The sequence below is a fragment of the Paenibacillus sp. JMULE4 genome, from assembly GCF_013337105.1.
Lineage (GTDB): Bacteria > Bacillota > Bacilli > Paenibacillales > NBRC-103111 > Paenibacillus_G > Paenibacillus_G naphthalenovorans.
Window position 1 is genome coordinate 564027 of sequence record NZ_SGWF01000011.1, and the last position, 18474, is coordinate 582500.

At 51.9% G+C, this 18474-nt stretch carries 19 protein-coding genes; 17 read left to right on the forward strand and 2 right to left on the reverse strand.

The window, feature by feature from the left end:
- Positions 1-38 precede the first annotated feature (38 nt).
- The 7 genes from EXW96_RS07920 (at position 39) to EXW96_RS07950 (ending at position 6703) form a co-directional block, all read left to right on the forward strand.
- Entirely contained in the window at positions 39-833 is a 795-nt protein-coding gene (locus EXW96_RS07920; protein ID WP_174350292.1) for a C39 family peptidase, read from the forward strand.
- Between the two features lie 92 nt (positions 834-925).
- Positions 926-1744: a YihY/virulence factor BrkB family protein gene (locus tag EXW96_RS07925; protein WP_174350293.1), complete on the forward strand. Its 819-nt coding sequence runs from the start codon at positions 926-928 to the stop codon at positions 1742-1744.
- A 184-nt stretch (positions 1745-1928) separates the two neighbouring features.
- Entirely contained in the window at positions 1929-2192 is a 264-nt protein-coding gene (locus EXW96_RS07930) for a hypothetical protein (RefSeq protein WP_139170788.1), read from the forward strand.
- Positions 2193-2285: 93 nt separating this feature from the next.
- Positions 2286-3509 carry a chromate efflux transporter gene (chrA, locus tag EXW96_RS07935; RefSeq protein WP_174350294.1) on the forward strand — a complete coding sequence of 408 codons (1224 nt, stop codon included), beginning with the start codon at positions 2286-2288 and terminating at the stop codon, positions 3507-3509.
- 367 nt (positions 3510-3876) lie between these two features.
- Positions 3877-4926 carry an ABC transporter substrate-binding protein gene (locus EXW96_RS07940; protein ID WP_074729878.1) on the forward strand — a complete coding sequence of 350 codons (1050 nt, stop codon included), beginning with the start codon at positions 3877-3879 and terminating at the stop codon, positions 4924-4926.
- A 68-nt stretch (positions 4927-4994) separates the two neighbouring features.
- Positions 4995-5909 (forward strand): ABC transporter permease, encoded by a 915-nt coding sequence (locus EXW96_RS07945; protein WP_062409005.1) that lies wholly within the window; start codon positions 4995-4997, stop codon positions 5907-5909.
- On the forward strand, positions 5909-6703 hold the full coding sequence (locus EXW96_RS07950) for an ABC transporter ATP-binding protein (protein ID WP_062409004.1): 795 nt from the start codon (positions 5909-5911) through the stop codon (positions 6701-6703). Before EXW96_RS07945 ends, EXW96_RS07950 begins: the two co-directional genes overlap by 1 nt.
- 349 nt (positions 6704-7052) lie before the next feature.
- On the opposite strand, the gene EXW96_RS07955 is transcribed toward EXW96_RS07950, so the two are convergent.
- Entirely contained in the window at positions 7053-7520 is a 468-nt protein-coding gene (locus EXW96_RS07955; protein ID WP_054818822.1) for a type II toxin-antitoxin system VapC family toxin, read from the reverse strand.
- Positions 7507-7848, reverse strand: a complete 342-nt coding sequence (locus EXW96_RS07960) for a hypothetical protein (RefSeq protein ID WP_054818823.1) — start codon at positions 7846-7848, stop codon at positions 7507-7509. The genes EXW96_RS07955 and EXW96_RS07960 overlap by 14 nt, the downstream gene beginning before the upstream one ends.
- Positions 7849-8542: 694 nt before the next feature.
- Here EXW96_RS07960 and EXW96_RS07965 point away from each other — a divergent pair.
- From EXW96_RS07965 to EXW96_RS08010, 10 genes are all read left to right on the forward strand, one after another.
- Entirely contained in the window at positions 8543-9235 is a 693-nt protein-coding gene (locus EXW96_RS07965; RefSeq protein WP_174350295.1) for a response regulator transcription factor, read from the forward strand.
- On the forward strand, positions 9232-10689 hold the full coding sequence (locus tag EXW96_RS07970; protein WP_217437283.1) for a sensor histidine kinase: 1458 nt from the start codon (positions 9232-9234) through the stop codon (positions 10687-10689). Before EXW96_RS07965 ends, EXW96_RS07970 begins: the two co-directional genes overlap by 4 nt.
- Positions 10683-11759 (forward strand): rod shape-determining protein, encoded by a 1077-nt coding sequence (gene mreB, locus EXW96_RS07975; protein ID WP_174350296.1) that lies wholly within the window; start codon positions 10683-10685, stop codon positions 11757-11759. Before EXW96_RS07970 ends, mreB begins: the two co-directional genes overlap by 7 nt.
- A 351-nt stretch (positions 11760-12110) precedes the next feature.
- Positions 12111-12308, forward strand: coding sequence for a membrane protein insertion efficiency factor YidD (gene yidD, locus EXW96_RS07980; protein WP_174350297.1), 198 nt, complete (start codon positions 12111-12113; stop codon positions 12306-12308).
- Positions 12309-12384: 76 nt separating this feature from the next.
- Complete coding sequence (locus EXW96_RS07985; RefSeq protein ID WP_174350298.1) at positions 12385-12630, forward strand: hypothetical protein; 246 nt, start codon at positions 12385-12387, stop codon at positions 12628-12630.
- Between the two features lie 136 nt (positions 12631-12766).
- The gene (gene metG, locus EXW96_RS07990) at positions 12767-14746 is read left to right on the forward strand and encodes a methionine--tRNA ligase (protein ID WP_137670311.1); all 1980 of its coding nucleotides are present in this window, start codon (positions 12767-12769) and stop codon (positions 14744-14746) included.
- A 277-nt stretch (positions 14747-15023) separates the two neighbouring features.
- Entirely contained in the window at positions 15024-16070 is a 1047-nt protein-coding gene (locus tag EXW96_RS07995; protein ID WP_174350299.1) for a metal ABC transporter solute-binding protein, Zn/Mn family, read from the forward strand.
- 30 nt (positions 16071-16100) lie between these two features.
- Complete coding sequence (locus EXW96_RS08000; protein WP_054818825.1) at positions 16101-16883, forward strand: metal ABC transporter ATP-binding protein; 783 nt, start codon at positions 16101-16103, stop codon at positions 16881-16883.
- A 50-nt stretch (positions 16884-16933) separates the two neighbouring features.
- Positions 16934-17737, forward strand: coding sequence for a metal ABC transporter permease (locus EXW96_RS08005; RefSeq protein WP_074729874.1), 804 nt, complete (start codon positions 16934-16936; stop codon positions 17735-17737).
- A gap of 25 nt (positions 17738-17762) precedes the next feature.
- Positions 17763-18470 (forward strand): cytochrome c biogenesis CcdA family protein, encoded by a 708-nt coding sequence (locus EXW96_RS08010; protein ID WP_062408998.1) that lies wholly within the window; start codon positions 17763-17765, stop codon positions 18468-18470.
- Positions 18471-18474: the final 4 nt, after the last annotated feature.

An 18474-nucleotide genomic window follows, 5' to 3' on the forward strand; every position in this document is an offset into this window, starting at 1 on the left:
ATCCTATAAAAAAATGAAGATGGAGGAAGGGTTTCCTGATGAAGCAGATTTTAGGTTTGCTCCTTTTGATATTGATCGTTGCTTGTACTGCGCAGCAGCCGAAAGAGCAGGCTTCAGATCCGGGCGGTACAAACCATGCGAATCCTTCCCCCGATGGAGGAGCGCTCATTCAAAGTCAACAGAACAACCAAACTTCCGGTCCGGAAACGAAACAGCAGGGGCAGGAATCTTCTGCCGATGAAGTGATGCTGGATGTTCCGATCATTGCTCAAAACCCGGAATTGAAATTCGGCTGTGAAGTGACCAGTTTAACCATGCTGCTGCGGCATGCGGGCATCCAAGCCGACAAGATGAAGCTGGCGGCTGAATTGCCGAAAGATAACGATCCGGTAGTGAAATCAAAATCCGGGGATATTACCCATTGGGGCAATCCGGAGCATGGTTTTGTGGGAGATATAACGGGCCGGACAAAGGGATATGCCGTTTATGTAAAGCCGCTTGAAGCGCTGATGATGAAGTATTTGCCCGATCGTACTGTGAATTTAACCGGAGGCTCTTTCGACGATGTGATCGCCAAGCTTAGGGAAGGTAAACCGGTGGTTGTATGGACGACCGGCGACTATAAATTGCCCGACCGATGGGAATCGTGGAAGCATGGACAGGAAGAAATCAGGACTCCGCTTGATTTGCATGCCGTCGTCGTCGTCGGATTTAATCCCGGTCATGTCTTTGTGAACGATCCGTTAACCGGCCGGAAAGCCCAAAAAGTAAACAAACAGACGTTTATCGACACCTGGGTCACGATGGGCAAACAGGCGTTAACTTACCGATAAACTCTTGGCGGTGATATGCCGCAGTCTTTTTGCTGCCCGGTTGACAGGTGTGAACGGAACGGCTTGCGGTGTCAGACAGGAGGGCAAAGCACATGAAGGTCCGGGATTTTCTCGTGGAGTTTTGGAATCAATTGGTGCAGGATGACGTTCTGAGCCTGGCCGCCCAATGCGCCTATTATTTTCTTTTTTCCCTGTTTCCTTTTCTCATTTTTATCATGAGTCTCCTGGGATATTTGCCGATCACCGCGCATGACGTGCTGCTTTTGATCAAAGAGTATATTCCGTCGGGGGCGGCGGCGGGGATCGAAGAACAGCTAAAGGATGTGCTGGAGTTCAAGAGGGGAGGCGTGTTGTCCTTCGGTCTCATTTTCTCTCTTGTCACGGCAAGCGCGGCGATGCACGCCATTGTTCTCGCTGTCAATAAAGCCTATGGCCTTCCTCCGCGCAAAAGCTTCATTCATTCGCGCATGTTGGCCATCGCTCTGACGGCGGGCATGCTGATGGTTGTAGCCTTGGCGCTTCTGCTCAGCGTGTTTGGCCAGCTCATCGGCGAATGGATGAATACCCGCCTGCATCTGCCCTGGAGCCAGATCCAACTGTGGAATGTGCTGCGCTGGGTCATTCATTTTGTCATTTTATTTCTGGTGCTGACCGCCGTTTATTATATAGCTCCCAATACGTGTCTTACTTGCAAGGATGTGCTTCCGGGAGCCATCATGGCTGCTGTCGGCTGGCAGCTTACGTCCTGGGGCTTCTCTTATTATGTGAACCATTTCGGCCATTATAGCGCTACGTACGGGAGCTTGGGGGGAGTCATTGTACTGCTTTCCTGGTTCTATATTTCCGCGCTGTTGATTGTCGCAGGCGGGGAACTGAATGCGCTGGCTTATCTGGTTAAGGAACGGACTTAAGAGATAGAGGGGGGAAGCGGTCTGGCTCAAGGATTGTCCGGTCGGTTCCTTCATCATCGGTGAAGGCGAAAGGATCAATGGCTCAGCGAAACCCATGAGACTGTCCCGTGCAAAAGAGGGACGGTCTTTTTTTAGGCTGCAGGCGGCGGTGCTGTTCTTTGTAAGAAACGACCAGGGACGTCATGTGAAAATTAGATTTGCTTCATTGGACATTTACCTGAACGTATGCAGGTCTGCCAATTTTCCGATTTGCAACGCTCTGTTTCTGGAATATACTTGTAGTGTGTCGGCGCCGGTGCTGCTTATCAAGCGAGGGATTCATTTGCCGTATGAGCCAGCAAGCCTGATGCGAATCTCTGAAAAATCGCCTATGCTTATTGCCGCTTGCGGGAAATCGGGGCCGAAACTGCCGCGATCCCGGATTGAAACGGCAGAGGGAGTAGAGTAAAGCGCTATACTTGGCTTGGCAACACCCCTATCAAATTTTGTTTCGATGAAAAAACGATGATCATCCATCAAGTCCAAAGGAGAACTTAATTGTATGTCTTCATCTGCCAACACGAAAGGAAAAACGGACCTTCCCAAGTCCAAGACTGCTGCCCTCATTGAAATTCTGGGAGTATCCGCCAAGCTGGGGATCACTTCCTTCGGAGGGCCGATCGCGCATCTGGGTTATTTTCGGGAAGAATATGTCGTTCGCCGAAAATGGTTGGATGAACGGGCGTATGCCGATTTGGTAGCGCTCGGTCAATTTCTTCCCGGGCCAGCCAGCAGTCAGGTCGGCATCGGCATCGGCGTGATTCGCGGCGGGCTGCTCGGAGGCTTGATCGCTTGGCTCGGGTTTACGCTTCCGTCCGTGATAGCCCTCGTTGTGTTTGCTTACGCCATGCAGGGCTTCAGGCTTGGCGAAGCCGGATGGATTCACGGGCTGAAGCTGGTGGCCGTAGCGGTCGTGGCACACGCTGTTCTGGGCATGGGCCGTCAGCTGGCGCCTGATCGGCCACGAGCCACTTTGGCCATTGTGACTGCCGCCGTCTGCCTGCTCTGGCAGACGGTGCTGACGCAAGTGCTGCTGATTGCCGCCGCAGCTCTGCTCGGCGCCTGGCGGTACCGCGACGGTAACACGGCAGAACCGTACCGCCTTCAGATCCCGGTTAGCCGAACTGCAGGAATGTTTTGTTTGATGCTCTTTGCCGTTCTGCTGTTGGGTTTACCGATCCTGCGGCAGCTTTCGGACAATCTGGGAGTGGCGATATTCGACAGCTTTTACAGGGCCGGCTCTCTTGTTTTCGGCGGCGGTCATGTCGTCCTGCCGCTGCTGGAGCGTGAAATGGTACCGCTGGGCTGGATCAGCAAGGAGGAATTTCTTGCCGGATACGGGGCCGCACAAGCGATACCGGGACCTATGTTTACGTTTGCTTCCTATGCGGGAACCATAGCCGGAGGATTGACGGGTGGAGTGGCCGCGACGATCGCCATTTTTTTGCCCGCATTCCTGCTTATCGTCGGCGCTCTGCCGTTCTGGAACGTTTTGCGGACGCATCCCCGAATGCAGGGTGCGCTTGCCGGCATGAATGCTGCCGTTGTCGGCATATTGCTGGCTGCACTGTACGATCCCATCTGGACGACTGCAGTGCTGAGTCATGAAGATTTTGCCGTCGTGGCGGTGCTGTTCGGCATGCTGGTCTTTTGGAAGCTGCCCGCCTTGTACGTTGTAGCCGTCGGTGCTGTCATGGGCGCGATCCTTCAGCTTTTCACAGGTTGAACGTATCCTGCTGGGTGATCTTGGAAGCCGTTGCAAGCAATGCAGGACTGTAAGGTGCGATGAGCGGGGTGGCCCGCAGATCGCTGATGTGAAAGCGCGCGCTATCTATTTCAGAAAGGTATGGATAAATCGGGAGCAGCACGAAAATGACGATTTTGGTCTAGGGATTAATCGTCGGATGGCTTGGAAAAAAATACTATAATTATCTGGAATTTTATCCATTATACTGTTAATGGTTACTCGGGATATTGAACCAAGGTATAATTGTTCATTGACGAATTGGAACAGCCATAATAAAATTAAACAATATTGATTTAAAGCATTGATTTAAAGCATAATAGCGGTATATTAGGGGGTTTAATAATCATTGAAAACATCCACTAAGCTCTTATCGTTGCTTCTAACCGTGCCTTTGGTTTTGACTGCAGCAGGATGCGGCTCAAAGCCCGCCGAATCTGATCCGGCGGGAAGCGCCTCCAATCCACAAGATAAAAAGGTGTATAAAATCGGGATAGCCCAAATTGTCGAGCATCCGTCTCTTAACGCTACGCGCGAGGGCTTCCTGGCTGCGCTGAAGGACGCCGGCTTCGTTGACAAAGAAAATCTGCAGGTGGATTATCAGAATGCGCAAGGCGATGCTGCAGCGAATTTGACCATTGCTCAAAAATTTGCAGCGGATAAGAAAGATCTCGTTGTCGCCATCGCTACTCCGACCGCACAAGCGGTGGTGCAGAACGTGAAGGATACGCCGGTGCTGTTCGCGGCGGTTACCGATCCGGTCAGCGCAAAGCTGGTGGCCAGCTTGGATAAGCCCGGTGCGAATGTGACCGGTGCGGCCGATACGCATCCGGATGCCGTACCGAAGCTGATGGATTTTATTGCAGCGGAATTCCCTAAAGTGAAAACGGTCGGGGTCGTCGTCAATGAAGGGGAACCCAACTCCGAATTCATGGTGAATACGGCCGAAAAGGCGCTTGCCAAGCATAACATCAAGCTCGTCAAAGCAGCTGTTGCCAACAGCTCGGAAGTAAAGCAAGCGGCCGAATCGCTTGTGGGCCGCGTCGACGCGTTCTACATCACACTGGATAACACGGTGGTCAGCGGGGTAGAAACGATCATCAAGATTGCCAACGACAGGAAGATTCCGTTCTTCTCCAGCGACCGGGATACGGTAGAGAAAGGTGCTTTGGCTACCTACGGATTTAAGTACTACGACCATGGTTACCAAGCTGGCCAAATGGCCGTCGAGATCCTCAAAAACGGAGCCAAGCCGCAGGATATGAAAGTGAGCTATCCGGATAAGCTGGATCTGATTATAAATGAAGATGCAGCCAAGGCGCAGGGAGTCGAAATTACGGATTCGATGAAAAGCAAAATGCAGAACAAGGAAAATTTGCTTAGCGGTTCTGCAAAATAATTCAAAGCACCGGGTGACCTTTTATTCATTTGGGGGTCACTCTTCATTCTTTACAGGGGGATGGATCAATGCTTCTTGCATTAACAGGCTCTCTGGAGTCAGGTATGATCTACGCCATTATGGCTCTGGGGGTTTACATTACGTTTCGGATTTTGAATTTTCCCGACCTGACGGTTGACGGGAGCTTTACTACCGGCGGGGCCATTGCCGCAGTCATGATTACTGGCGGCGGTTCGCCTGTCATTGCTACGATAGCGGCATTTTTCGGTGGGCTGATCGCAGGAGTTTGTACAGGTCTGCTGCATACGAAAGGGAAAATTAACGCACTGCTTGCCGGGATTTTGATGATGATTGCGCTGTATTCCATTAATCTCCGGATTATGGATAAATCCAATATCCCTATGCTCGGTATGGATACGCTGCTTACGAACGTGAAGCTGTTGATCGTCCTGCCGATTGCCGTATTGGTCATCAAGCTGGCACTCGATTGGTTTTTGCGTACGGATATTGGTCTTGCTCTTCGGGCAACCGGTGACAATCCGCGGATGATCCGCAGCTTCGGAGTTAATACGGATAACACCATCATCATCGGAGTCAGCTTGTCCAACGGACTTGTAGCTTTGTCCGGCGCATTGATCGCGCAGTACTCGGCTTTTACCGAAATTACGATGGGTGTGGGGATGATCGTTATCGGTCTGGCCTCGGTCATCATCGGTGAAGCGCTGTTCGGCGCACGGACCGTGGTTCGCGCGACGCTTGCGGTCGCGTTAGGAGCTGTCGTTTACCGCCTCATCGTAGCGCTGGCGCTGCGCGTCGGGGTGGAGGCAACGGACATGAAGCTGATGACCGCTTTGATCGTCATTATTGCTCTGACGCTGCCGATGATACGCGCATCGATGCGCCAAAAAGCGCTTGTCCGCAAAAGAGCGGCTGAATTGGACCAGGCCAGCTCTGCCGATGTTGCGCGGGGAGGTGGCATCTGATGCTGAAGATCGAAGGCGTATCGAAGCTGTTTAATCCGGGAACTCCGGATGAGAAGGTGGCTTTGTCACGGATTAACCTGAACTTGAAGGACGGAGACTTCGTTACTGTCATTGGCAGCAACGGCGCCGGCAAATCTACGTTGATGAACATCATATCCGGAGTCATGACACCGGATCTGGGGAAAGTATGGATTGACGGGAAGCAAGTCGAAGCCCTGCCGGAACATCGCCGTACGGCATGGATCGGCCGCGTGTTTCAGGACCCGATGGCAGGCACCGCTCCAACGATGACGATAGAAGAGAACCTGGCCATGGCTTACGCGCGCAGCAAGCCCAGAGGACTTTCGATCGGCGTGAACGTGAAGAAGAGGAAGATGTTCAAGGAGCAGCTTAGCCGGCTCGGCATTGGCTTGGAGGATCGGTTGAGCGCGAAGGTCGGTCTGCTGTCCGGCGGTGAGCGTCAGGCGCTCAGCCTGCTCATGGCGACCTTCACGGAGCCCCGCATTTTGCTGCTTGACGAGCATACCGCCGCGTTGGATCCTTCGCGGGCGGAGCTCATCACCACGCTGACCGAGCAGATCGTCTCCGAGCTGAAGCTGACGACGTTGATGGTCACGCACAACATGGAGCAGGCCATCCGGCTCGGCAACCGGCTGATCATGATGGACAAGGGCCGCATCATTTTGGATGTGCCGGAGCAGGAGAAGCAGGGCCTCACCGTAGAAGGGCTGCTGCACGAATTCGAGCGCATCCGCGGCGCGAAATTCGCCGACGACCGCGTCGTACTGGGATAAAAGACCGCGTCTCCTTTGGGGGACGCGGTCTTTTTGCCGTTTGAACGACGGCAGCGGTGGCAGGGCGAGCTGCTAAGCTGAATTCAGCGCAGCAGCCGTGAATACTTCCGCAAGCCGCCGATGGCGTTCTCCACTTCGCCCCAATTCATGGTCATTGATAAACTTGTCATAAAGGATAGCATACCTTCCGTTAAAGCTGTGACGTTCATTTAGACGCAAAATATGCCATAATGTTCCTGTATTTTATGATATTTATTTTGTAAAGATCTGCGGCGGGACTGCGGCTGTAAATAAAAAGCGCCCCCGGTCACAGTGCAAGACTGTGAATCGGGGGCGGCGCTTATTTACGTTACCACATGCTGGGGAGCAGCCTGATCTCCCGGTCCAGTGTGGTCAGAAAGGCGTAGTTTGGATTAAATGTGAAAATCCGTTTCAACTGGTAAGACAGCATCACGACAGCCGTCATGGCTTCATTCAGCGAGAACTGGGATTTCGGAAAGTCAAGGATGAGCCGCTTGGATTCCTGCTCGAGCTCCGGGCTTCCCGGAATGACGGTCAGCACGCCCTGCTGCACGGCTTTGTCAATGGTGTTCAGGAAAAATTGCGCATCGGCAAAATCAAAATGGTTTCGCAGCCATTGGTGCGTTTCAAAGATAACATAGTTGGTCGTCGCCAGACGCCGATCCAAATCGTGTATATCGAAGAAAATCGTGCGCGCCTTCAAATAATAAGGATCTTCCGGATTCATAAATGCCATCAGGGCGGATTGCTCCAAGAAGATGTCCTGCTTAAGATTCGCATCGTTATGTAAGATCATATTCCTGTGCCTCCTCTGGGGTATAAGGTGCTTTACGCCTGGTTAGCGCGTCGAGCTGGAGCAGCGGATTTTTGTCTTTCTGATCTGCCGTCGTTTGGAACAAGGTATCTTGTGAACGGCCGGCAAAATATTGTTCAATCATATAATGGACTACAGCGGATACGGTTGTGTTCTGTACTTCGGCCATTTGCCGGCATTTCTCGTAATATTCGGGCTCCAGTTCAACGGCATGCGTATCCATGGCTTCCCCTCCCGATGAAAGGAGCCCTGCTGCGGCGTTCTTCCATTTATTCAATTGATTTTTTACGAAATCTTTGGAATTGTTCACGGTCTTCACCCTCCATGACAATGTGGTTATGATGTTGTGATTCGGAAATATGTATTGAGAGCATTCAGCTCCTCTAAGTCCCCATATCATACTGCGCAGCCGTTAGTCCTGGAGCAAATCGCTCGATCGTCACTTTTATAGAATTCGTTAGAAATGCTCAAATTCTGTCGTCTGGACGAAATGTTCACCGTTTGATCATACTTATTTAAACTTCCGGTCAAGGTTTCAACACAGTTTGAACATGTTTTTATCTTATATTAGAGCTTGTAAGGCGATCACCGATTCTGGAAAGGAGCTAGAGCATGAGACGATGGTTTGTATGTGTGCTGGGCGGAATGTTGATATTAGGGCTGCTCTCCGGCTGCTCAGGCGAAGGGGGAACAAGTAGTGACGTTCCTTCGAACTCAACGCCGTCCGGCGATACAGGAACAATGACCCCCGCACCTGCACCGGACTCCAACAAAGGTGACTTAAGCACAGACTCTCCGTCCACGGCACCGGATGTGAATGATGGTGCCGGTGACGCTGGTACGACGGAATCTCCACAAGCCAAGTAAGATCCCCTGGAGGCTGTTTCCATCATGTTCCGACATGAGGAAATAGCTTCCTTTTTCTTGTTTCCCCCCGCAAATTCAAAGGCTCAAGAGAATCCTATAGGATAGGGACTTCAATATATATAAAAGGAGCTGAATTGATGAATCCCTGGAAGGTGCTTGTAGCCGATGACGATCCAAATGTACGGGAGATCATCCGGCTCTATTTCGAAAAGCAGCATATCGAGATGGTGGAAGCCCAGGACGGAGAAGCCGCGCTGGAGATGGTAGAAAAAGAATCTCCGGACATTATTATATTGGACGTCATGATGCCCAAGCTGGACGGGTACGAGGCGTGCCGCGAAATACTGAAACGCTATGATATTCCGATCATCATGCTGACGGCTAAAGGCGAGGAGATCGACAGGGTGCTCGGACTTGAGCTTGGCGCAGACGATTATGTTACGAAGCCGTTCAGCCCGAGGGAGCTTGTCGCGCGCATTAAGGCGATTTTTCGGCGCATGCAGCCTAGAAAAAGTTCGGAGGAACAGGAACAAACCTATACGTTTGACGGTTTGTCGATTCATCCGGATCGTCGCGAGGTGCTGGTAGGGGAAGAAAAAATTATGCTGCGTCCGAAGGAGTTCGATTTGCTTACGCACATGGCCAAATCTCCGGGAACGGTGTACACCCGGGAGCAGCTTCTGGAACAGGTGTGGGGCTATGACTTTATCGGTGACATCCGTACGGTAGACGTGCATGTCAAGAAACTGCGGGAGAAGCTTAATCCGTATAAAAAGGATTGTATCCAGACGATATGGGGCGTCGGGTATAAATTTGAGGCGGAACGATGATTTTCGGCGTACATAAGAGCATTTTTCGGCGGTTGTTATTCAGTTACATGCTTACGGTACTGCTTGGACTGTGTGCGGTCGGATTGCTTTTATCTTTTTGGACCAAGGATTATATTGTCGACACCCAGCGGGAGGAACTGCTTCGCAAGGCCAAGCGCGTGAATCTGACCATTCAAAATTTTCAGCAATCCGATGAGCGCATGAAGGATTTGCTGATCTTTTTTGACCAGTCGTTCGATACGCGAATCTGGACCTTTGACCGCAGCGGCCGCATTGTAGCTACATCCAGTAAAGATGAAGTATATATCGGGAAATCCGTGGAGCCTTCCATAGTCCGGAAAGTGCTCCAAGGCGAGGATGCCACATTAAATCTGCAATTTGAAGGCCTGAAAGAAACCATGCTGTCGGTTGCCGTCCCTTGGGGAAAGGACGATGTCGTCTATGGGGGGATCGTTCTGCATGCGCCGGTTGTCGGCATGAACCAGACCATTACAAGCATGAGGGAGACGATTCTGTGGGTTACGCTGCTTGGAATGATGCTGTCCGCAGCGATCGCTTCCTATTTGTCCTGGTCGATTTCGCGTCCTTTGCGTGAAATTGATAAGGTTGCGTCCAAAATCGGACTCGGCGACTACGGCGAGCGGATCAATATTCCGTCGAAGGATGAAATCGGCGATTTGGCGGCGACGATAAATCAAATGGCGGAAAAACTGGAGAAGATCGATTATGAAAAAAGAAAGCTGGAGCAGATCCGGCAGGATTTTCTCGCTAATGTATCCCATGAGCTGCGGACGCCGCTGACGGCGATGCAGGGATTTCTGGAGGCGCTGCAGGACGATCTGATCGATCATGCGGCCAAGCCCAGATATTACGATATCATTTATAAAGAAACGCTGCATATGAACCGGCTGGTGGACGATATCATGGATCTGATCAAGCTGGAAAATAACGAAATTACATTGGCCCGAAGCCCGGTCGATGTTTATCGGGTGATGTCGCATGTGGCTTCGACTTTTGAGCCGGAGGCCGCCGAAAAAAACACGGTCATTGAGGTGTCCGCGGAAGAGGAGCTGCCCAAAGCCTATGCGGACCCTGACCGGCTGGAGCAAATTTTGAAAAATCTGGTGAAAAATGCGGTCAAATTTACGGAAGACGGCCGCATCTCGTTAAAGGCCCGGAGTGAACCGGGGTTTATTCAGCTTTGCGTTTCGGATACGGGCATCGGCATTTCGCCGGATGATCAGGAGATGATTTGGGAGAGGTTTTTCAAGGTAGACCGGGGACGCAGCAAAAAGAACCGGGGTACCGGCCTGGGGCTTGCGATTGTTCGTGAGCTCGTGGATTTACACGGGGGAACCATCTCCGTACGAAGCGAAATTGGCAAAGGCACCGTATTCGAGCTCCGGTTGCCCACCATTCATACAGCCCTTGAAGGAGGAAATTCGTCATGTTAAAACGATTTGATATGCTTTATGGAATAGACCTGGGTACATCTAACACGGTCATTTATCAGCAGGGGAAAGGGATTGTTCTGCGTGAGCCGTCCGTGGTGGCGATTCGTCAGGATACGGGAGAAATTGTTGCGGTTGGAACAGAAGCGCAGGCGATGATCGGGCGTACGCCGGGCAACCTCGATATTATTTACCCTCTTATGGACGGTGTGATCGCCAATTTTGATGTGACCAGCGCGATGCTGCAGCATTTTGTGAAAAAGGTTCAGGGGCGCGCTCCCTGGTTTCGAAGCTCGCAGGTGTATATTTCGGTGCCGTGCGGGATTACGAATGTGCAAAAACGTGCCGTAGAGGAAACGGTCATACATAAAGGGGCAAAGAAGGCGGTAGCGGTGGAGGAGCCGCTTGCGGCGGCGCTGGGCGCCGGGTTGCCGGTGGACGAGCCTATCGGCAGCCTGGTGCTTGACATCGGAGGTGGAACAAGCCAGGTGGCGGTTCTTTCGCTAGGCGGGATTGTAGTGAGTCATACCGTGCGGCGGGCAGGCATGTCCATCGACAAGGATATCATCGATTATGTTAAGCGCACCTATAATATGGCTATCGGAGAGCGGACGGCTGAAGAAATCAAGATACGGATCGGATCGGTGCTGGATCCGGATGGCGAGAAGAAAGGTATGGATATCAGAGGACGCGACCTGATCGACGGGCTTCCGCGTTCGCTTCACTTGACCTCTAGTGAAATCTCTTCATTGATGGACGATTTCTTGATGACCATTCTCGAAGCGATCCGGGTGACATTGGAGAAATGCCCGCCGGAGCTGGCCGGCGATGTGATGGATCGGGGCATATTGCTCTGCGGCGGCGGTGCGCTGCTTCACGGACTGGACGAGCGGATACAGAAGGAAACCGGAGTGCCGGTGCATATTGCGGACCAGCCGATGGACTGCACGGCATTAGGCGCCGGCCGGATGCTGGATTACCAAAACGGGCGCCTGGGCAAGAGCAGCCGAGCTGCTTTGCGGGAGATTGCGGCAGGCAAAGCGATAGAGGAAACGGTAAGGAGCGAGGCGTAGTACGGCCAGGCATAATAGCAGCTGGCAGAGGCGGAGCAGAGGGCTGCACTCGGATGAGAGGACGGCTTGTCTTGGAGCGGCTTAGGGCTTGGCGTCAGCTTGGATATGGAAGGAACTGTAAATATCCGGTGCTTAATTATTCCGGGACCGGGCTCTGTGAAGCTGAAAATCAATCTAACAGCGGGAAAAATGGCGGCATCGCAGCCTGTTAAGCTGATTTTCAGCTTAGTGATGCAGAAGAAAAGATGCCGCCGGATCCTTAAGCGATCGATTTGACATGGCACCCATCATGCGGCATCATGAAATTATACGTTGGCCGATTGCCGGTTCTAAAGCAAAGGAGCTGCGCCGATGGTGAAGCAAGTTTTGCGGGGCGGGGTGCTGTTCTACAGGAAGTTCATCTCTCCGTTGAAGCCGCCGACCTGCCGATTCTATCCCACCTGTTCCGCCTACGCGCTGGAAGCGCTGGAGCGCCATGGGGCGGCACGCGGGTCATGGCTTGCTGTCAAACGGATATGCAAATGCCACCCGTTTCATCCAGGGGCGTAGATCATGTGCCTTGACACGGGCAGGGGATTTTCGATATATTTGGCTTAACATCCCATGAACGGATAAGTACTTTTGCGTGAAGCCGCACAGAGAGCCGGAGGAGCTGAGAACCGGCGGGCCGATGCAGAGGAAAATGGTCCTGGAGGATATGAAGGTGAGCCGATGGATCGTATCGCCTGTACCGCCACTTGGCACGTACAAGTGCGCAGGTCATGACAAGATGCCTCTGGCTAGCTTTCATCGTAATTCCGGCGTTAACGGAAGGTCGTCAACGACCGCTGAGCCTCGAACGGCGTGCAGCGGATGGTCATCCGTCTGCTAACGAACATGTTCGGGGAAAGTTGGGTGGTACCGCGTGAGCAGAAGCTCTCGTCCCAAAGGGATGAGGGCTTTTTTTGTACAAATAAAGCTACCGCAGAGAATAAGATTGCAATTTACTATTTTGGGAGGTAACCTTCATGTCCGAAACGAAGAAAAAAAGTTTTTACATCACAACGCCGATTTATTACCCGAGTGACAAGCTGCACATTGGACATGCCTATTCCACGGTGGCCGGTGATGTCGTCGCACGGTACAAACGGCTGCGCGGCTACGACGTCATGTACTTGACGGGGACGGACGAGCACGGGCAGAAAATTGAGCGCAAAGCTCAAGAAGCAGGCAAAACGCCACAGCAATTCGTAGACGATATCGTCGCGGGAATCAAGGATTTGTGGAAAAAGCTGGACATCTCCTATGATGACTTCATTCGCACGACCGAACCGCGGCACAAGGAAGCCGTAGAGAAAATATTCGCCAGGCTGATGGAGCAGGACGACATTTACCTGGGCCATTACGAGGGCTGGTACTGTACGCCGTGCGAATCGTTCTTCCTGGAAAATAAGCTGGTGGACGGCAAATGTCCCGACTGCGGACGTCCGGTGGAATGGGTAAAGGAGGAAAGCTATTTCTTCCGGCTGAGCAAATATGCCGACCGGCTGGTCCAATTTTATGAGGAAAATCCGGATTTTATTCAACCGGAATCTCGCCGTAATGAGATGATCAATAACTTTATCAAGCCGGGACTTGAGGATTTGGCGGTGTCCCGCACCACCTTCGATTGGGGAATCCGTGTACCGGGTAATCCGAAGCACGTGATTTATGTATGGATCGATGCGCTGTCCAACTACATTTCGGCGCTTGGGTACGGCAGCGGGGACGACAGCCGTTTTCAAACGTACTGGCCTGCGGACGTGCATCTGATGAGCAAGGAAATTGTACGTTTCCACACGATTATTTGGCCGATCATGCTGATGGCGCTGGACCTGCCCCTCCCCAAAAAGGTATTCAGCCACGGCTGGCTCCTGATGAAGGACGGCAAAATGTCCAAGTCCAAAGGGAATGTCGTCGATCCGGTCACCCTTATTGACCGCTACGGCCTGGATGCGCTGCGCTATTACCTGATGAGGGAAGTGCCGTTTGGGGCCGACGGGACATTCACGCCGGAAAGCTTCGTGGAAAGAGTCAATTTTGATTTGGCGAACGACCTCGGCAACCTGCTCAGCAGAACCGTCGTGATGATCGACAAATATTTTAACGGCATCGTGCAGCCTTACATTGAGGGAGCTACGGAATACGATAAAAACCTGATTGAGACCGTCCGCACTTCGGTCGCCAAAGTGGAGGAAGCGATGGAGAAGCTTGAATTCTCCGTGGCATTGACCCTGATTTGGCAGCTGATCAGCCGTACGAACAAATATATCGACGAAACGCAGCCGTGGCTGCTGGTGAAGGACGAGGCCAAGCGCCCTGTGCTTGGTTCGGTGCTGTACTGCCTGGCGGAGTCCCTGCGCATCGTTTCCGTACTGCTGCAGCCGTTCATGACCGAAACGCCGCGCAAAATGTGGCGGCAGCTTGGTATCGAAGGAGAGTCCCTCACCGGTTGGGAGACCATCTACAAGTTCGGAACACTGCCTTCCGGCACGCAAGTGGTCAAAGGCGAGGTCATGTTCCCGCGCCTTGAAGCGGAGAAAGAGATCGCTTATATCGCCAATTCGATGGGCGGAGGGACGAAGGCGGCTGAACCGGAAACGCCCTCAACCTCGTCAACGGGTGAAGCGGAAGAGGAAAAGGCTCCGGAAATCTCCATCGACGATTTCTTCAAGGTGGAGCTGCGGGTGGCGCAGGTCATCGCTGCGGAGCCGGTAAAGAAAGCCGACAAGCTGCTGAAGCTGCAGTTGGACCTCGGTTTCGAGCAGCGGCAGGTCGTCTCCGGCATTGCCCAATATTACACGCCGGAGCAGATGATCGGACGCAAAGTCATCTGTGTAACCAACCTGAAGCCGGTCAAGCTGCGCGGGGAGCTGTCCCAAGGGATGATTTTGGCAGCCTCTCAAGGGGATCAATTAACTTTAGCGACAGTTTCCGATTCGATTCCGAACGGGTCCGTGGTCAAATAAGGTTGTTCACCACCGGAATCCGGGAACGTGTATCAAAGCGCCCGGACTTTGCTTGAAGGTTCAGCGGCGAACGGTTGAAATTGAATAAATCATTCTCCGATCAATTGACGCTACGGACCGGTTAGATCAGCCGGCCGTAGGGTCTTTTTTTATATGACCGCTCAATCGTAATTTCTACATTTACCGTTGACAACCCGGCAGGGAGGGGGGTATAATCATCGTTGTCGATTCATAATAAAAATAATTACGATTTACATAAGGGGGAAGTGACTTGCCGATGTCTTTTCAAAAGATATACAAACGCACGGTTGTACCATTTATTCTTGTTCTCATGCTATCCATCGCATTATCGGGCTGCACCGGCAGCCAGCCGAAGCAAGCCATGGAGGACGGGAAAATCAATGTGGTTGCAAGCTTCTATCCGCTGTATGATTTTGCTTCCAAAATCGGCGGAGCGCATGTGAATGTCATCAATCTGGTTCCTACAGGAGTTGAACCTCATGACTGGTCGCCTAAGGGTCAGGATATGTCCAATTTGTCCAAGGCGGATCTGTTTATCTATTTGGGAGCGGGTTTCGAGGGCTGGGTCAATCAGACGCTAAGCAGCCTGGATCAGAAGTCCGGTATGACTGCCGTGGAAGCAAGCAAAGGGATTACGCTCATCCCGGGTACGGAGGACGGACATGATCATGGCCATGAGGAAAAAGGCGATGGACATGATGACAACGCTGCGCAGGATGCCCATAAGGATGAGCACCAAGACGAGCACGAGGATGAGCATCAAGACGAACATAATGAGTCGGGAATGGATCCTCACGTTTGGTTAAGCCCGGTTAATGCCAAGATCATCGCGCAAAATGTGAAAGACGCTCTTATCAAAGTGGATGCGGCGAATCAGGCGGACTATGAAGCCAACTTCAAAAAGCTCGCGGATCAGCTGGATGAGCTGCATAACCAATACAAAGAGAAGCTGGCAGGCACCTCCAAGAAAGAAATCGTCGTGACGCACCAATCGTTTGGCTACTTGGCCAAGGAGTACGGCCTGGTACAAAAATCAATCATGGGCCTGACGGCGGACGCCGAGCCTACCTCAAAGGATATGCAGGCCATTCTTAAATTCATAAAAGACAACCAGCTCAAATATATATTCTTTGAGGAACTGGTCTCCGACAAGATGGCCCGGACGCTGGCCAACGATGCGGGAGTGGAAACGCTTGTCCTCAATCCGATCGAAGGACTGACGGAGGAACAGGTCAAGCAAGGTGAGGATTATGTGTCAATTATGCAAAACAATTTGAATAATTTATTAAAAGCATTACAATAGAAGGGAGACCTTCGACTAAGGAGCTTTGCTATGCTGAACAATGCTCAATCCGGATGTCATCAGGAGATCGTTACGATCGATGACGTCTTTTTTTCTTATGAAAATAAAACGGTGATTCAAAACCTGAGTTATTCGATTCTCGAGCGTGATTTTGTCGGCCTGATCGGCGCTAACGGAGCCGGCAAAACGACGCTGCTCAAAATGATCGTCGGCCTGCTGAAGCCCACCTCCGGCGAGATTCGCTTGTTCGGCCAGTCGATCAAGGATTTCCGGGATTGGGAACGGATCGGGTATGTACCGCAGAAGAATGCGCTTAACCCGCTGTTTCCGGCGACCGTCCGGGAGGTGGTCACCTCCGGCCTGTTCGGAAAGAAAAACATGTTCCGGAGGCTGACGAAGCAGCAGCGGAATAAATGCGACGATGCGCTGTATGCGATGCGGATCGAGGATCTGGCTGACCGTCGGATCGGTCAATTGTCCGGAGGCCAGCAGCAGCGGGTATTTCTCGCCAGGGCGCTCGTGAATAATCCGGAGCTGCTCATTTTGGACGAGCCTACCGTGGGAATCGACGCGGAGACGCAAGCCGGTTTTTTCCGTATGATCCGTCATATGCACCAGCATCATCATATTACATTTATTATGGTTTCACATGATATGGATATGATGAAATCGTATCTCGGGAGCGAGCCGGCCCAGAAGAACGGCGGATTGTCTTTCTATGTCAAGCACACGCATGAGCCGGAGAATTGCAGGGAAACGGATCTGACCCACTCCATGCAGCAGCTCAGAGAAACGATGGAAGTACTGACATAAGCATTGGGGCGCGGCGGCAGGTTTGGTTCAGAAGATAGGAGAGAAAAGGGTTGGATATATTTACGGAATATTTTTTTCAGCGGGCGCTGCTTGGCGGCCTGCTGATCGGATTGACGGCTCCGCTTATGGGGGTATTTCTGGTGCTTCGCCGTCTGTCTATGATCGGGGATACGCTCGCTCACGTGTCCATTGCCGGAGTGGCCCTCGGGTTCTTGATCAACGTGTACCCGATTGGAGTAGGGCTGTTATTTGCGCTGCTTGCTTCTTTTGCTATCGAATGGCTGCGCAAGGCCTACAAAACGTATGCGGAGCTGTCGATTGCCATTATCATGTCGGGAGGTATAGCTCTCGCTACGTTTCTTTTTACGATGGGCAAAGGCTTTAACATTAACGTCATGAGCTACTTTTTCGGCAGCATCTATACGTTGGACAGCACCGATTTGTGGGTGGTCGGCTGCGTAGCTGTTCTTGTCGCGGCGTTTGTGCTGATCAACTATAAAGAAATGTTTCTGCTGTTCTTTGACGAGGATGCGGCGGGAGTCAGCGGTCTGCCGCTGCGCTTCTATAACATCATGATCACGATGCTGACGGCGCTGGTGATCAGCGTCTCGATCAAGATTGTCGGCGCGCTGCTGGTATCCTCTTTGCTGACCATTCCGGTCGCATGCAGCTTGCTTGTCGCACGAAGCTTCAAGCACTCGATCTTCTGGTCGATTTTATTCGCGGAGACGGCGGTTCTGATCGGCTTGGCATCGGCGGGCATCTGGGATTTGGCTCCCGGGGCTACGGTCGTGCTTGTATTGATTTTCATGCTGATCTGCATTTTGTTTGTCAAAAGAGGATTAAGGTCTTAATACCGTAAAGGGGTGAGAATGACCTGTGGAATTGAATATCTGGATTGCGCTTTGGGCAGGTTTTTTATCCTTTATTTCACCATGCAGTCTGCCTTTGTATCCTTCTTATTTGTCCTACATTACAGGTGTCTCGGTCAATCAGTTAAAAAGCGATCAAACGACGCGTGAAATTCGGTTTAAAATGGTTACCCATACGTTAAGCTTTATCGTCGGCTTTTCGATCGTGTTTTACAGCTTGGGACTCGGCGCGAGCGCCATTGCCAATTTGTTTATCGACTACCGCGATTTGATGCGGCAGCTGTCCGCTATTTTTATTTTTGCCATGGGTTTGTTTATGCTGGGTATCTTTCAGCCGCAGTGGCTGCTGAGGGAGCATAAGATGAAGGTAAGAACCAAGCCGGCAAGCTATATCGGGTCGCTTTTGATCGGTATCGGCTTTGCCGCAGGCTGGTCCCCGTGCATTGGTCCGATTCTGTCCTCGATCCTCATGCTGGCGGCAACAGAGCCTGATTCCTGGCTTCCGCTCATTACCGCCTATTCGCTGGGGTTTGCCATTCCGTTTTTTATCCTGGCATTTTTTATCGGCTCGACCCGTTGGATTTTGCGCTATTCCTCCACCTTGATGAAAGTGGGCGGGGGGCTGATGATTTTCATCGGGATTCTGCTTTATACCGACCAAATGACAAGGATTACGATTTGGCTGCAGCAAATTACCCCCGCCTGGATGGGCTGAGTTC